Source organism: Streptomyces sp. NPDC048643, assembly GCF_040650615.1.
GTDB lineage: Bacteria > Actinomycetota > Actinomycetes > Streptomycetales > Streptomycetaceae > Streptomyces.
In genome coordinates, this window is the sequence record NZ_JBEZHO010000017.1 from 111977 (window position 1) to 126669 (window position 14693).

Sequence of the window (14693 nt, forward strand, 5' to 3'; positions counted from 1 at the left end):
TCCCTCGCGTGCGGGACGGTCGGTTCTTTCCCCATCCTGCTGCGTGCCGGAGGAATCCGCACGAGATCCGAACGCCCGGTGCCGTGAACACGTCAGCGCGTGCGTCCGGCTCCCGTCACGTCAGCCGCTGACGATTCCGACGACGACGTTGATGGCCGTGGCGAGAATGCTGGTGCCGAACACGTACGAGAGGAGGGAATGTCTGAGCACGATGGAACGGATCTCGGAACTCGACACGTCGGTGTCGGAGACCTGATAGGTCATTCCGAGGTTGTAGCTGAAATAGAAGAAGTCGCGGTACGAGGGCGGGTCGTCGGAATTGAAGTCGATGCCGCCGTCGTGCTCGTAGTACAGGTAGGCGTAGCGGGTGGCGTACATCAGGTGCAGCGCGGACCAGGCGAGGAAGACGCCGCACAGGGCCGTGACGGCCGCCGCGTGTCCGTCGTCCGCCCTGCCTCCGCGCACGAGCAGCAGCACGATCGCGAACAGCCCGCACAGGGCGACCGCCACCACCACGAACTCGTCGGTCACGGGCCGGAAGTCCTCGCGCCGTGTGTTGCGCCGGGTGGCCGCGGCGTCCATGGGCCACAGCACCACCCAGCCCGCCAGGACGAAGAACAGCTCCGTCGCCGCGATCCCGGCCAGCAGTCCCAGCAGGACGTCGGTCGGCAGTCCCACGGCCACGCCGACCGCGGCACCGAGCACCACCGCGCCGGTGAGGCGCGGCACCGCGTCCAGGGGGAGCGTCATCCTCATACGCCGCCACGTTAGTCCCGTTGGGACGCCGCAGCCCGGTGGGAACGAGCGGGGGCGGAGGCTCCGGCGCCGGGAGGTGCCCGCGCCGCGTGAACCGACGCCCGCCGGGTAGGAACGGAGCACCCGGACGGGACCGGCCCGACGGTAGCGCGGCTACGGAAGGAACGGTTGGGCCATGACACTGGAGCAGACCGCCCGGGACACGGTGGAGGCGGTCGTCGTGGACGACGGCCTGCTGCTGCTCGTCGACGCGCCGAACGGCTTGGGGCTGCCGTCGGGACCCCCGGAACTGGCCGAGCGCCCGCAGGCCACGGCGGCGCGCGTGGTCTACGAACTCACCGGCTACCTCGTGGACGGTTCCTCGCTCCTGGAGGCGGACGGCGAGGCGGTGGAGGGGCCGGTGGCCGGCCCGTCGACCGTGGTGTGCCGGCTGCTGAGCGACACCCCCTCGGCGGAGGCCCGGCTCAGTGCGGAGCAGCTCCGCTGGACCCCGTTCGCGGAGGCCATCGGCACCGGACTGCCCCCTGCCGTACGGCAGTACCTGGAGGGTCACACCCCCCTGTAGGGCCGGTCCGTTCCCGTGACGCTCAGACGGGGACGGGGAACAGCAGGCAGCTGCTGGTGGTGTGGGCGAGCAGCCGGTCGGCCTCGTCGAGGAGTTCCGCCTGGGCGAGGGCCGTACGGCGGCCGCTGTTGAGGACGGTGCCGACCGCGCGGATCCTGCCGGTGTCCACGGTGACCGGCCGCAGGAACTTCACGGTCAGGTCCAGCGACGTGTAGCCCATGGCCGGGGGCAGCACGGACTGCACGGCGCACCCCGCGGCGGAGTCGAGCAGGGTGGCGTACACCCCGCCGTGGACGCTGCCGATGGGGTTGTAGTGCTCCTCCCCCGGGACCAGGGAGAAGACGGCGCGGCCGTGCTCGACCTCGTCGAGGGTCATGCCGAGGGTCGCCGCGATCGGTGGCGCGGGGAGGCGTCCTGCCTGCACCTCGCGGAGGAAGTCGAGCCCGCTGTAGTGCCCGACGGCTGACGCGGAGACGGCCGGGTCCTCCCAGTCGTACGTGCGTGACCTGCCCATGACTCTCCCCGTTTCGCTCGGCCCGATCTGCCTTCTTTTTTCGAAGTTAGCCAGGACGGGACCTGGCTGTCAATGACACAGCCAGCCTACGATGGGCCCCATGACGTGGCTCGACACCAGCACCGACAACTGCACGGTCCAGCGGACGCTCGACCTGATCGGCGAGAAGTGGTCGATGTTGGTCCTGCGGGACTCCATGAACGGCGTGCGGCGGTTCGACGACTTCCGCCGTCATGTCGGTCTGTCCGAGAGCGTGCTGGCCGACCGGCTGCGGAAGCTCGTCGCGGCCGGGATCCTGGACACCGTCCCGTACAGCGAACCGGGCAGCCGCACCCGGTACGAGTACCGGCTCACGCGCAAGGGTTGGGAGCTGTGGCCCGCCATGATCGCTCTGAAGCAGTGGGGCGACCGCTACACGGCGGATCCCGAGGGCCCGCCCCTGGAGGTCGTGCACGACGGCTGCGGCGAGCAGGTCCGTACGGCGGTCGTCTGCGGAGCGGGGCACGGCGAGCTGATCCCACCCGACGCGCGCACCCGTCCCGGCCCCTCCGCGAAGCGCGCGGACGGCGCTGTCACCGCCCCCTGAGGGAGCGGTGGGCGCAGCCGGCGTGGCCGCCCGGAGCACGGGTTCGACGAACCGGCCGGGCCCGGCCGACCGGGTCCGCGTGACCGGCGGCGCGGTTCCTCTCGTACGGTGAGGTCAGAGCGTGAGTGACCGAGCGGTGGAGGAACGATGACGGACACGAGACCCCCGGCCCGCGAGCGGTGGGCGGCGAGGGCGTCGCTCGCCGCGGCGGCGCTCGCGGTGGCCGTGCCGCTCTTCACCGGTGGGCTGCGCGGTGTGCTGCTCCTGATCGCCGCCGTCGTCGGCATGGCCGTCGCGGCGGCGGCGCTGTGGTGGATGCTCACCCGGCGCGGCCCCGCGCGCTGGATCGCGGGGCTGCTGGCGATCGCCGTACCCCTCGGCGTCATCGTGGTCCTCGCGGTCACGCTGCTGTGGACGCTGCTGCTGTCGCCCGTGCTGTGGATCCTCGCGGTCTGGTGCGGCCGGTACGCGCTGCGGAGCGCCCGGGGCCGGGTCCGGCCCATGAAGGAACACCGCACCCCACCGCCGCGACGGCCGTTCGTCCTGATGAATCCGCGCTCCGGCGGCGGCAAGGTGGAGCAGTTCGGTCTCGTGGAGAAGGCCGAGCGGCTCGGTGCGCGGGTCGTGCTGCTCGACCCGGAGAACCACCAGGACGTGACCGAGCTGGCCCGGCAGGCGGTCGCGGACGGCGCGGATCTGCTGGGCGTCGCGGGCGGCGACGGGACGCAGGCGCTCGTCGCGGCCGTCGCCGTCGAACACGGGCTGCCGTTCCTGGTGATCTCGGCCGGCACCCGCAACCACTTCGCGATGGACCTGGGTCTCGACCGCGACGACCCGTCCACCTGTCTCGACGCCCTGCCGAACGGCGTCGAGCTGCGCGTCGACCTCGGTTTCGCGGGGGGCCACCCCTTCGTCAACAACGCGTCGTTCGGCGCCTACGCCGCCGTCGTCCAGGATCCCGCCTACCGGGACGACAAGATCGGCACCTCACTGCAGCTCCTCCCGGACCTGCTCACCCGCCAGCGCGGGCCGCAGCTGACCGCGGAGGCCGCCGGCACGACCCTCGACGCACCCCAGGCGCTGCTGGTGAGCAACAACCCCTACCGCACGAACGAGTCCGCCGGCCTGGGCCGCCGCGAGCGACTCGACTCGGGGCTGCTCGGCATCCTCGGCGTCAAGGTCGACAGCGCCGTGGAGGCCGCGGCCCTGCTGCTCGCCCCGGACCCGGGCGGCCTCTCGGTCCTCACCGCGCGCGAGGTGGTCGTCGGCGCGGACAGCGACGAACTGGAGGTCGGCATCGACGGCGAGGCGATGGTCCTGCCGACGCCGGTGCACTGCCGGGTCGAGCCGGGTGCGTTGCGTGTGCGCGTCCCGAAGAACCGGCCCGGTGTCCCGACGGCGAAGCCCGCCCTCGACTGGCGGCGCCTCCTGTCGCTGGCCCTGCTCGTGGGCCGCACGGCCGGCGTACGACGCCCGGGACACAAGCCGCCGGGCCCGGACACCCTGCGCAAGCTCGTCTGACCGCCCCGCGTCCGCCCGCAGGAGCGACCCGCGTCCCGGAGACGCGAGACGGTCGCCCGGGTCACCCCGAACGACCCAGGGCCTGTCGGCCTTCGGGCGTCCGCCGGTTCCGTGTCAGCGCCGGCGGTGACGTGGTGGTCGCCGGCGGTCCCTGGAGCGTCGGGGTGCGCCATCCGGAGCGGGCCGACCGGCTGTGCGCGGTGGTGGAGATCACCGACGGGGCGGTGGCCACGTCCGCGCGCCACGAGCGGGGCGACCACATCCTCGACGGCCGCACCGGCCGTCCGGCGGCCGGGCTGCTCGGCGTCACCGTGGTGGCGCCCGCGCCGACCGAGGCGGACGCCACCGCGCCGGCGGCCTTCGCCCTGGATCCGGGGGGCGTCGCGCGGACGGCGGCCCGTCCCGGCTGCGAGGTGTTCGCGGTCGACGCGGAACGCCGGGTCCTGCGGACGGCGGGGTTTCCCTTGCGGGCCGAGCACTCCCCGAAGAGCGCCGCCCGAGCCGTCGGCCAGGCCCAAAAAAGCCCCTGACCAGCGAGGCAGCCCAGCACGGAGCACTATACATACCGTGTATACACGGTATGTATAGTGCGCGCATGCCTTCTCTGCCCTGGAAGATGAAAAGACCCCTGCCCGGGTTCCGTGCCGTGGCCGCGATCTCCGCCGCCGTCGCTCTGGCCCTCCCGCTCACGGGATGCACGACGCTGCACACCACCGCGCCGAGCGCCGCGCGGGCCGACGCGGAGGACGCCGTACTGCGGGCGGGGTTCGGGGCCGTCGACTGCCGGAAGGCCAAGTGCATCGCGCTGACCTTCGACGCGGGCCCGAGCGAGCACTCGGCACGGCTGCTCGACATCCTCAAGGAGAAGAAGGTCCCGGCGACGTTCTTCCTGCTGGGCAAGCGGCACATCGAGAAGTACCCGGATCTGGTCCGACGCATGGCGGCCGAGGGCCACGAGGTGGCCAGCCACACCTGGGACCACAGGATCCTCACCCGGATATCCCCGAAGGAGATACGGGAGGAGCTGCGGCGCCCGGACGAGGCCATAGAACGGCTCACCGGCCACAAGCCGACGCTGATGCGTCCGCCGCAGGGCCGCACGGACGACACCGTGCACCGGATCGCGCGCGAGGAGGGGCTCGCGGAGGTCCTGTGGAGCGTGACGGCCAAGGACTACCAGACGGACGACTCCGCGCTGATCACGAAGCGCGTCCTGCAGCAGTCGTCCCGGGACGGGATCATCCTGCTGCACGACCTCTATCCGGGCACGGTGCCCGCGGTGCCCGGGATCATCGACGCGCTGAAGGAACGCGGGTACGTGTTCGTCACCGTCCCCCAACTGCTGGCGCCGGGGAAGGCCGAGCCGGGCACCGTGTACCGGCCCTGACCGCGCACCGACGCGGACCGCGCGCGACGGCACACTCGGGGCGCCCGGCGCCGACTCCGCCTCGGGCTCGGCCCCCGACTCGGGCACGGGCCGGCCTCGTCCGCGGGCGCGGGCGCACCTCCGGCCAGGGCTCCGACTCGACGACGCCGTCCCGCCCGGGTCGCGCTTCCGGCCGGGTCCGCCCTTAGGCTCGTTCCGTGGTCCTCTTCGTCCTGGAACGAGCGTCCCGGCACTCCGTCGCCGACAGCTGGCGCCGCCTGACCGACTGGCCCCGGCACGCGGACGTCGTCCCGCTGACCCGGGTCACCGTGCGCACCCCGCCGCCGACCGGGCCGGGCACGGTGTTCGTGGCGCGGTCGGGGATCGGGTTCCTCGGGTTCGACGACCCGATGGAGGTCACCGTCTGGCGGCCACCGCTCGACGGGGGCCCGGGGCGCTGCCGGCTGGAGAAGCGCGGCAGGTTCGTCACCGGGTGGGCCGAGATCGAGGTCCACCCGAAGGACGACGGGGGTTCACGGGTGGTCTGGCGCGAGGACGTGAACGTACGGGGACTGCCCGGCCTCGCCGACCGCCCGCTGGAACGGTCGGCGCGGTGGATGTTCGGGCGGGCGACGGACGCGCTGCTGCGGCAGGACTGACAACGCCTGGCCGCGGGGCGGGGACTCCCGGCGTGGACTTCCCCCCCGGTCTCGTCGGCTCTCGTCCGCGGCACCTGCCCGGCCCCGACGAACAGCCCCCGGTTCACGGTCGGTCAGCGGGCGGCACCGTCCAAGGGCCGGGGAACGGCACCGCCTCACCGACAGCGGCGTCCCACCGCCCGGGAGCGGCGGGGCACCGAGTCCACCGAGCGTCAACTCGCCTACAGAAGCGGCGGGTTGGCCAACCGCGCCAGTTCCAGGGCCTGTTGCGGGAACCAGTCCCCCGCGTCCGGGTCGACCGTCCCGCGCTCCGGGTCCTGCGGGCCCGCCGTTCCCCGCAGGCAGAGGCCGTCCGACTCGCCGGGCGTCTTGATCCACAGGCGGGCGTCCTGCAACGGGTCTCCCGTGCGCAGCGTCGGGCGCGCGCCGAGGCCTCGGTCCGGCGGGTTGCACCAGTCCTGCGCGTCGGTGTACTTGCCCGCGGGCGGGGTCCAGGGGCCCCGGCCGTTGCGGCTGGAGTCGGTGACGAAGTGCTTCATCCGTGAGGCGGGCGTGTGCACGTGCGTGTCGAGCCAGGCCTGCGCGTCGACCCGCGGCCACCCCTGACTCGGGCACGCCGCGACGTCTCCCCCACCGGCGGCGTACGCCAGACAGGACGAGATCAGCTTGCCGTACCAGGAGTTGGCGTCGTCGGTGTTGTAGTTCGAGGCGTTGGTGTAGAAGCCGGAGGCCCGGGCGACCCCGCCCTTGATCAGGCGCGGCACGATGGAGTCGACCGTGTGCCAGCCCGGGTGTCCGGTGTCGAGGTAGACCCGTGTCCCGGACAGCGGCTCCAGCGTGTCGACCGCGTAGTTGACCTCGGTGTAGCGGGCGGCGGTCTTCGTGCCCTGCGCGTCGTCCTGGCCGCAGTCGGACGGCAGCAGGGCGAGGGCGTCGGGTTCGAGGGTGACGATCGTGTCGCCGTGGCCGATCCCCCGCGCCACGGCGTCGATCCACTCCTCGTACTCCGCTGTGTTCGCGGCCCCGCCCGCCGAGTAGTTGGCGCAGTCACGGCCGGGGATGTTGTACAGGGCGAGCACCACGGTCGCGTGATCGCGGCCCGCGTCCCGCACCACCGCCCTGATCTGCCGCTCCACCTCGGCCGGCGTCTGGTCGCCGAACCACACGGCCTGCGGGGTGTTCACCATCGTCAGGATGCCTGCCGCGTCGCGGAGTTGGCCTGCCTTGGCGAGGTCGAGGGCCTGCCGGTACGCGGCCGGGTTGGCGTCCGGGACGTACAGCGCGGGCCCGCGCCCCGCGGCGTCCGGGCTCTCCGCGGCGTGCGCCGGGGGTGCGCCGAGCAGGGCCGTGAGGCCGAGGGACACGGCCGCGAGCCATGTGGGGGTACGTCGTCTCATCGGGGTTCACTCCTGGGTCACAACGGTCACGAGGGACGTGCGGGAGCGCTCCCACAGGAGACTCGCCGAGCAGCATGCCTACGTCAATACACGTGGCGGAATCGGCGGAACGCGAGGGGAGGGTCGCGCGCCGGGAGTCGGCGCGTGAGGACCGGCGGGGCGCGACGCGAGCCACGTCGGCACCCGGGCGAGGTGACGGAAAAGGCCCGCCACTGTCCGTGACGGGCCTCGCGCGGGTCGCCGCTCAGGCCACCGAGCCGATGCGGCGGGCCGGGACCGAGTTCGGGTCGTGGTGGATCGGCGTGTGGGCGCCGGTCAGTGAAGTGCCGCTGCCACCGCGCCGGTTGGCCACGATCTCCGAGGCGATGGACAGCGCGGTCTCCTCGGGGGTGCGTGCCCCGAGGTCCAGGCCGATGGGCGACCTGAGGCGGGCGAGCTCCAGCTCGGTCACGCCGACCTCGCGGAGCCGCTGGTTGCGGTCGAGGTGGGTGCGCCGGGAGCCCATGGCGCCGACGTACGCCACCGGGAGTCGCAGGGCGAGCCGGAGCAGCGGGACGTCGAACTTGGCGTCGTGGGTGAGGACGCACAGGACGGTCCGGGCGTCGACGTCCGTGCTCTCCAGGTAGCGGTGCGGCCAGTCCACGACGATCTCGTCGGCGTCGGGGAAGCGGGTCCGGGTCGCGAACACCGGGCGGGCGTCGCACACGGTGACGCGGTAGCCGAGGAACTTGCCCATGCGGACCAGTGCCGAGGCGAAGTCGATCGCGCCGAAGACGATCATGCGCGGCGGCGGGACGGACGACTCCACGAGGACGGTGAGCGGTGCTCCGCAACGAGAGCCCTGCTCTCCGATCTCCAGGGTGCCGGTGCGGCCCGCGTCCAGCTGGGCCACCGTCTCGCCCACCACCGTGCGGTCGAGTTCGGGGTGGGCGCCGAAGCCGCCCTCGTACGTTCCGTCGGATCGTACGAGGAGGGCGCGGCCCATCAGGTCGGCGGGGCCGCTCACGATCCGTGCGACGGCCGTCGCCTGCCCGTCCGCGACGGCGGCCAGCGCCGTCGCGAGCACGGCCCGGCGGGCGGTGTCCCGCGCGCGGACCGGGGTGACGAGGATGTCGATGACACCTCCGCAGGTCAGTCCGACCGCGAAGGCGTCGTCGTCGCTGTAGCCGAAGCGTTCGAGGACGGTGTCGCCGTCCTCCAGGGCCTGCCGGCACAGCTCGTAGACCGCCCCCTCCACGCAACCGCCCGAGACCGAGCCGATGGCCGTGCCCTCGGCGTCGACCGCCAGTGCGGCGCCCGGCTGGCGGGGCGCGCTGCCGCCGACCGCCACGACGGTGGCGACGGCGAAGTCACGGCCCTGCTCGACCCACCGGTGCAGCTCTTCGGCGATGTCCAGCATCTCGGTCTCCTTAACAGCGGTTGCGTGGAGCGAGCCGGAGCGTCAGTGGACGCCCATCCAGCTCTCGATCGGGTTGAGCGCGAAGTAGACGAAGAAGATCACCGTGAGACCCCACATGAAGGCCCCGATCTCCCGTGCCTTGCCCTGGGCGATCTTGATGGCGACGTAACTGATCACACCGGCCGCCACGCCCGCGGTGATCGAATAGGTGAAGGGCATGATCACCACGGTGAGGAACACGGGGATCGCGGTGGCCCGGTCGGCCCAGTCCACGTGGCGGGCGTTCATCATCATCATCGCGCCGATGACCACCAGGGCCGCTGCCGCGACCTCGCCGGGCACGATCGCCGTGAGCGGGGTGAAGAAGAGGCAGGCCGCGAAGAACAGGCCGGTGATGACGGAGGAGAGGCCGGTGCGGGCCCCCTCGCCGACGCCGGTCGCGGACTCCACGAAGACCGTCTGACCGGAGGCTCCGGCCACACCGCCGACCGCGCCGCCCGCTCCGTCGATGAACAGCGCCTTCGACAGGCCCGGCATCCGGCCCTGTGCGTCGGCCAGGTTGGCCTCGGTGCCGACGCCGATGATGGTGGCCATCGCGTCGAAGAACCCGGCGAGCACCAGCGTGAAGACGATCATGCCGACCGTCATCGCGCCGACCCCGCCCCATCCGCCGAACTCCACGTGTCCGAAGAGCGAGAAGTCCGGCATGGAGACCGCGCTGCCGTGCAGCTCGGGTGCCCCGCTGGCCCACTGCTCGGGGTCGATGACCCCGGTGGCGTTGAGGACGACCGAGAGGACGGTGCCGGAGATGATCCCGATGAGGATCGCGCCGGGGACGCCGCGCGCCTGGAGCATGAAGATCAGCAGCAGGGTGGCGGCGAAGAGCAGGACGGGCCAGCCGGCGAGTTCACCGGTGGCACCCAGGCTGACCGGGGTCGCCTTGCCCTGGTGGACGAAGCCGGCCTTCACGAGGCCGATGAGGGCGATGAACAGGCCGATGCCCATGGTGATGGCGTGCTTGAGCGCCAGCGGGATCGCGTTCATGATCATCTCGCGCAGGCCGGTGACGACCAGGAGCATGATGACCGCGCCGTACATCACGCACATGCCCATGGCCTGCGGCCAGGTCATCTGCGGGGCGACCTGCGAGGAAAGCACACCGGACACGGACAGTCCGGCGGCCAGGGCCAGCGGCACCTTGCCGACGAACCCCATGAGAAGCGTGGTGAAGGCCGCCGCGAACGCGGTCGCGGTGATCAGCGCCTTCTGGCCGAGCACGTCCCCCGCCACGTCCTTGCCGGACAGGATGAGGGGGTTGAGCAGCAGGATGTACGCCATCGCCATGAAGGTGGTGACGCCGCCACGCACCTCACGCGCGATCGAGCTTCCCCGCTGGGATATGTGAAAGTACCGGTCGAGCCAAGACCGTCCGGCCGGAACGCGGCTGCCCGCGCCCGCGTCCGCCGCGGCGGTCTTCGGCTCCAGTGACTGCTGGGTCATGTGGGCCTACTCCCAAGGTTCAAAGGGGCACCCGCCACAGCCGCCCTGACGGCTGCTGGAACCGCGAACACGGTTACGGGATTTGGGAAGGTGCTTCGGCCGCACGACCCGGGGGACGGCCCGAGACGAACGAGTGAAACCAGAGGAACTCTGCTGCGGTACGTGCCTGTTGTGCTGCTCTCTGTCGGCACCCGGCCCGCGAGCGGTGCGGTTCCGGGTGCTCCGGGCGGCGCGGTGAAGTGTGACGTTCCCTGCGCCGCCCGGAGAGTCGCGGCCGGTGCTACACGGTGCCCGTGAGGTGTTCGGGGCGCACCGGCGTCCGGTTGAGCTCCAGACCCGTCGCGTTCCGGATCGCCGCGAGGACGGCCGGCGTGGACGACAGAGTCGGGGCCTCGCCGATGCCACGGAGCCCGTACGGGGCGTGGTCGTCGGCGAGTTCGAGCACGTCGACGGGGATGGTCGGCGTGTCGAGGATGGTGGGGATCAGGTAGTCCGTGAAGGAGGGGTTGCGCACCTTCGCGGTCTTCGGGTCGACGATGATCTCCTCCATGACCGCCACGCCCAGGCCCTGGGTGGTGCCACCCTGGATCTGGCCGATGACGGACAGCGGGTTGAGCGCCTTGCCGACGTCCTGGGCGCAGGCCAGTTCGATGACCTTGACCAGGCCGAGTTCGGTGTCCACCTCCACGACGGCGCGGTGCGCTGCGAAGGAGTACTGGACGTGTCCGTTGCCCTGGCCGGTGCGCAGGTCGAAGGCCTCGGTGGGGCGGTGCCGCCACTCGGCCTCGATCTCCACCGCCTCGCCCTCCAGCACGTCGGCCAGGTGGGCGAGGACCTCACCGCCGTCGGTGACGACCTTGCCGCCCTCCAGCAGGAGTTCGGCGGTGGCCCACGCCGGGTGGTACGTGCCGAACTTGCGGCGGCCGAGCTCCAGGACCTTCTCGCGGACCAGCTCGCAGGAGTTCTTGACGGCGCCGCCGGTGACGTACGTCTGACGGGACGCGGACGTCGAACCGGCGCTGCCCACCTGGGTGTCGGCGGGGTGGATGGTCACCTGCGTGACGCCCAACTCGGTGCGGGCGATCTGCGCGTGGACGGTGACGCCGCCCTGGCCGACCTCGGCCATCGCGGTGTGCACGGTGGCCACCGGCTCGCCGCCGACGACCTCCATGCGGACCTTGGCGGTGGAGTAGTCGTCGAAGCCCTCGGAGAAGCCGACGTTCTTGATGCCGACCGCGTATCCGATACCGCGGACGACGCCTTCACCGTGCGTGGTGTTGGACAGTCCGCCGGGGAGCTGGCGTACGTCGGCCTCCTCGCCCGCGGCGAGCCACTGCTGCTCGGGCGGCAGCGGCATCGCCTTGACGCGGCGCAGGAGTTCGGCGACCGGCGCCGGCGAGTCCACGGGCTGTCCGGTCGGCAGGAGCGTGCCCTGCTCCATGGCGTTGAGCTGGCGGAACGCGACCCGGTCCATGCCCACCTGGTCGGCGAGCCTGTCCATCTGCGCCTCGTAGGCGAAGCACGCCTGGACCGCGCCGAAGCCGCGCATCGCGCCGCAGGGCGGGTTGTTGGTGTAGAGCGCGATGGCCTCGATGTCGACGTCCTCGACGACGTACGGGCCGACGCTGAGCGAGGAGGCGTTGCCGACGACCGCCGGGGAGGCCGACGCGTACGCGCCGCCGTCGAGCACGATCCGGGCCCGCATGTGGGTGAGCTTGCCGTCCTTGGTCGCCCCGTGCTCGTAGTAGAGCTTCGCGGGGTGGCGGTGGACGTGTCCGAAGAAGGACTCGAAGCGGTTGTAGACGATCTTGACGGGCTTGCCGGTGCGCAGGGCCAGCAGGCAGGCGTGGATCTGCATGGACAGGTCCTCGCGGCCGCCGAAGGCACCGCCGACGCCGGAGAGCGTCATGCGGACCTTGTCCTCGGGCAGGCCGAGGACGGGTGCGATCTGCTTGAGGTCCGAGTGCAGCCACTGGGTGGCGATGTACAGCTCGACGCCGCCGTCCTCGGAGGGCACGGCCAGTCCGGACTCGGGGCCGAGGAAGGCCTGGTCCTGCATGCCGAAGGTGTACTCGCCCTTGACGACGAAGTCGGCCCTCTTGGCGGCCTCTTCGACGTCTCCGCGGACGATCGGCTGCCGGTGCACGATGTTGGGGTGCGGGACGTGGCCGATGTGGTGGTCGTCGCGGCCCTCGTGGATGAGGATCGCGTCGGGCGCGGTCGCGGACGCCTCGTCCGTGACGACCGGCAGCTCCTTGTACTCCACCTTGATCTTGGCGGCGGCGCGGCGCGCGGTCTCCGGGTGGTCGGCGGCGACGATCGCGACGGGTTCGCCGTGGTGGCGTACCTTGCCGTGCGCGAGGACCGGGGTGTCCTGGATCTCCAGGCCGTAGGTCTTCACCGCGGTGGGCAGGTCGTCGTAGGTCAGGACGGCGTAGACGCCGGGCTGCGCGAGGGCCTCCGAGGTGTCGATCGACACGATCTCGGCGTGCGCGACGGTGGAGCGCAGGATCTGCCCCCACAGCATGTCCTCGTGCCACATGTCGGAGGAGTACGCGAACTCTCCGGTCACCTTGAGGGTGCCGTCCGGGCGGAGCGTGGACTCGCCGATGCCGCCCTTGGTCTTGGAGCCCTGCGTGATGTTCGTGGGCGTGCCGGTGGTTCCCATGGTCAGACCCCCTCGGACTGCCGGGCGGCCGCCAGGCGGACCGCGTCCATGATCTTCTCGTAGCCGGTGCAGCGGCACAGGTTGCCGGACAGCGCCTCGCGGATGTCCGCGTCGGTCGGGTTCGGGGTGCGCTCCAGCATCTCGTCGGCCGCGACCAGCAGACCCGGGGTGCAGAAGCCGCACTGGACGGCGCCGGCGTCGATGAACGCCTGCTGGATCGGGGAGAGTTCGGTGCCCTCGCCGGTCTGCGAGTCCTGGCCCTTGGCGGCCCAGCCCTTGGCGGCGTCGAGCGAGGTCCCGCCCTTCTCCGCGGTGCCGCAGGCGCCGGTGGCGCAACCCCCGTGCTCCGCGCGCTGCTTGGCGAAGTCGGCGAGCCCCTCGACGGTGACGACCTCGCGGCCCTCGACCTGTCCGGCGGCGACCAGACACGAACAGACGGGCACGCCGTCCAGCCGGACGGTGCAGGATCCGCACTCGCCCTGCTCGCAGGCGTTCTTGGAACCGGGCAGGCCCATACGCTCGCGCAGGACGTACAGGAGGCTCTCGCCCTCCCAGACGTCGTCGGCCTCCTGCCGGCGGCCGTTGACCGTGAAATTGACGCGCATTATGCGACTCCCTCCGTGCGGGCGGCGCCGCCGCGGTACGACTCCCAGGTCCAGGTCAGCGTGCGGCGGGCCATGATGCCCACCGCGTGGCGGCGGTAGCTCGCGGTGCCGCGGACGTCGTCGATCGGGTTGCAGGAGGCGGAGCACAGGTCCGCGAACTGCTTGGCGACCGACGGGGTGATGATCTTTCCGTTGTCCCAGAAGCCGCCCTCGTCCAGCGCGGCGTTCAGGAACTCCTCGGCGGCCTTGGCTCGGACGGGGGTCGGCGCCGCCGAGCCGATGCCGGTGCGGACCGTCCGGGTGTCGGGGTGCAGGGCCAGGCCGAAGGCGCACACCGCGATCACCATCGCGTTGCGGGTGCCGACCTTCGAGTACTGCTGCGGGCCGTCCGCCTTCTTGACGTGCACGGCCCTGATCAGCTCGTCGGGCTCGAGCGCGTTGCGCTTCACGCCCGTGTAGAACGCGTCGATCGGGATCAGGCGCGTTCCGCGGACGGAGACGGCCTCGACCTCGGCGCCGGCCGCGAGCAGGGCGGGGTGGGCGTCGCCGGCCGGGGAGGCGGTGCCGAGGTTGCCGCCGACTCCGCCGCGGTTGCGGATCTGCGGGGAGGCCACCGTGTGGGAGGCGAGGGCCAGGCCCGGCAGCTCGCCGCGCAGGTTCTCCATGATGTGGGTGTACGGGACGGAGGCGCCCAGACGCACGCTCTCCTCGCCGACCTCCCATTCGCTCAGCTCGCCGATGCGGTTGAGGTCCAGCAGGTACTCGGGCCTGCGGTGGTCGAAGTTGATCTCGACCATCACATCGGTGCCACCCGCAATCGGCACAGCCGTAGGGTGCTCAGCCTTTGCGGCGAGCGCCTCCTCCCAGCTGGCGGGGCGAAGGAAGTCCATGAGTGGCTCTCTTCATTCGTGTCGTCGGTCGTTCTGATCAAGCCAGATCGTGTGCGGGCGGCCCGGCTCGTTCATGAGGTGTTAACGCGGAGTGAGGCCAGTACACAGCGCTGTCCCATACGGGGGTCAGTCACCGAAACCATGAAGGAGTTGGCTGGCCAGCGCGCGCATCTTGTAGATTCGTATGAACGGAGGCCATCAGTTACCTCCCCGGTTTCCCCTGGAAACAGTGACCACAGCCCTCTGGAGACAGTGGGCGCGGCTCGC

General features: G+C 71.8%; 13 protein-coding genes and 1 pseudogene. 6 read left to right on the forward strand and 8 right to left on the reverse strand.

All coding sequences use genetic code 11. From position 1 onward, the window contains the following. Positions 1-120 precede the first annotated feature (120 nt). Positions 121-756, reverse strand: a complete 636-nt coding sequence (locus AB0C62_RS19195) for a DUF1345 domain-containing protein (RefSeq protein WP_362974621.1) — start codon at positions 754-756, stop codon at positions 121-123. Between the two features lie 175 nt (positions 757-931). Between AB0C62_RS19195 and AB0C62_RS19200 the strand changes: the two genes are divergently transcribed. Continuing rightward, positions 932-1321 (forward strand): NUDIX domain-containing protein, encoded by a 390-nt coding sequence (locus AB0C62_RS19200; RefSeq protein WP_362974623.1) that lies wholly within the window; start codon positions 932-934, stop codon positions 1319-1321. A gap of 22 nt (positions 1322-1343) precedes the next feature. Here the strand turns inward: AB0C62_RS19200 and AB0C62_RS19205 are convergent, their stop codons facing one another. After that, positions 1344-1835 carry a PaaI family thioesterase gene (locus tag AB0C62_RS19205; protein WP_362974625.1) on the reverse strand — a complete coding sequence of 164 codons (492 nt, stop codon included), beginning with the start codon at positions 1833-1835 and terminating at the stop codon, positions 1344-1346. Between the two features lie 100 nt (positions 1836-1935). Between AB0C62_RS19205 and AB0C62_RS19210 the strand changes: the two genes are divergently transcribed. The 5 genes and pseudogenes from AB0C62_RS19210 to AB0C62_RS19230 all read left to right on the forward strand — a co-directional run bounded on the left by AB0C62_RS19210 (position 1936) and on the right by AB0C62_RS19230 (position 5967). Beyond that, positions 1936-2421 (forward strand): helix-turn-helix domain-containing protein, encoded by a 486-nt coding sequence (locus AB0C62_RS19210; protein WP_362974627.1) that lies wholly within the window; start codon positions 1936-1938, stop codon positions 2419-2421. Between the two features lie 147 nt (positions 2422-2568). Then, a complete protein-coding gene (locus AB0C62_RS19215; RefSeq protein WP_362974629.1) occupies positions 2569-3942 on the forward strand; it encodes a diacylglycerol kinase family protein in 1374 nt (457 codons plus the stop codon). Between the two features lie 92 nt (positions 3943-4034). Continuing rightward, positions 4035-4472, forward strand: a pseudogene (locus AB0C62_RS19220) (FAD:protein FMN transferase); the annotation flags it as partial. A gap of 86 nt (positions 4473-4558) precedes the next feature. Further along, complete coding sequence (locus tag AB0C62_RS19225) at positions 4559-5329, forward strand: polysaccharide deacetylase family protein (protein ID WP_362974709.1); 771 nt, start codon at positions 4559-4561, stop codon at positions 5327-5329. Positions 5330-5526: 197 nt separating this feature from the next. Further along, a complete protein-coding gene (locus AB0C62_RS19230; protein WP_362974631.1) occupies positions 5527-5967 on the forward strand; it encodes an SRPBCC family protein in 441 nt (146 codons plus the stop codon). Positions 5968-6188: 221 nt separating this feature from the next. Here AB0C62_RS19230 and AB0C62_RS19235 read toward each other — a convergent pair whose 3' ends face one another. From AB0C62_RS19235 to AB0C62_RS19260, 6 genes are all read right to left on the reverse strand, one after another. Then, on the reverse strand, positions 6189-7364 hold the full coding sequence (locus AB0C62_RS19235) for a glycoside hydrolase family 6 protein (RefSeq protein ID WP_362974633.1): 1176 nt from the start codon (positions 7362-7364) through the stop codon (positions 6189-6191). A gap of 244 nt (positions 7365-7608) precedes the next feature. Continuing rightward, positions 7609-8763, reverse strand: coding sequence for an XdhC/CoxI family protein (locus tag AB0C62_RS19240; RefSeq protein ID WP_362974635.1), 1155 nt, complete (start codon positions 8761-8763; stop codon positions 7609-7611). Positions 8764-8805: 42 nt separating this feature from the next. Continuing rightward, positions 8806-10263 (reverse strand): NCS2 family permease, encoded by a 1458-nt coding sequence (locus tag AB0C62_RS19245; protein WP_362974637.1) that lies wholly within the window; start codon positions 10261-10263, stop codon positions 8806-8808. 280 nt (positions 10264-10543) lie between these two features. Then, on the reverse strand, positions 10544-12931 hold the full coding sequence (locus tag AB0C62_RS19250) for a molybdopterin cofactor-binding domain-containing protein (RefSeq protein WP_362974639.1): 2388 nt from the start codon (positions 12929-12931) through the stop codon (positions 10544-10546). A gap of 2 nt (positions 12932-12933) precedes the next feature. Then, positions 12934-13536 (reverse strand): (2Fe-2S)-binding protein, encoded by a 603-nt coding sequence (locus AB0C62_RS19255; RefSeq protein ID WP_362974641.1) that lies wholly within the window; start codon positions 13534-13536, stop codon positions 12934-12936. After that, positions 13536-14426, reverse strand: a complete 891-nt coding sequence (locus AB0C62_RS19260; RefSeq protein WP_362974643.1) for a xanthine dehydrogenase family protein subunit M — start codon at positions 14424-14426, stop codon at positions 13536-13538. Before AB0C62_RS19260 ends, AB0C62_RS19255 begins: the two co-directional genes overlap by 1 nt. Between the last annotated feature and the right edge of the window lie 267 nt (positions 14427-14693).

Bases quoted from the DNA above. Each gene is read 5' to 3' on its own strand.
- AB0C62_RS19210 (WP_362974627.1), top strand. From the start codon at position 1,936: ATGACGTGGCTCGACACCAGCACCGACAACTGCACGGTCCAGCGGACG.
- AB0C62_RS19245 (WP_362974637.1), bottom strand. From the start codon at position 10,263: ATGACCCAGCAGTCACTGGAGCCGAAGACCGCCGCGGCGGACGCGGGC.
- AB0C62_RS19205 (WP_362974625.1), bottom strand. From the start codon at position 1,835: ATGGGCAGGTCACGCACGTACGACTGGGAGGACCCGGCCGTCTCCGCG.
- AB0C62_RS19240 (WP_362974635.1), bottom strand. From the start codon at position 8,763: ATGCTGGACATCGCCGAAGAGCTGCACCGGTGGGTCGAGCAGGGCCGT.
- AB0C62_RS19235 (WP_362974633.1), bottom strand. From the start codon at position 7,364: ATGAGACGACGTACCCCCACATGGCTCGCGGCCGTGTCCCTCGGCCTC.
- AB0C62_RS19225 (WP_362974709.1), top strand. From the start codon at position 4,559: ATGAAAAGACCCCTGCCCGGGTTCCGTGCCGTGGCCGCGATCTCCGCC.
- AB0C62_RS19260 (WP_362974643.1), bottom strand. From the start codon at position 14,426: ATGGACTTCCTTCGCCCCGCCAGCTGGGAGGAGGCGCTCGCCGCAAAG.
- AB0C62_RS19255 (WP_362974641.1), bottom strand. From the start codon at position 13,536: ATGCGCGTCAATTTCACGGTCAACGGCCGCCGGCAGGAGGCCGACGAC.
- AB0C62_RS19195 (WP_362974621.1), bottom strand. From the start codon at position 756: ATGAGGATGACGCTCCCCCTGGACGCGGTGCCGCGCCTCACCGGCGCG.
- AB0C62_RS19200 (WP_362974623.1), top strand. From the start codon at position 932: ATGACACTGGAGCAGACCGCCCGGGACACGGTGGAGGCGGTCGTCGTG.
- AB0C62_RS19215 (WP_362974629.1), top strand. From the start codon at position 2,569: ATGACGGACACGAGACCCCCGGCCCGCGAGCGGTGGGCGGCGAGGGCG.
- AB0C62_RS19250 (WP_362974639.1), bottom strand. From the start codon at position 12,931: ATGGGAACCACCGGCACGCCCACGAACATCACGCAGGGCTCCAAGACC.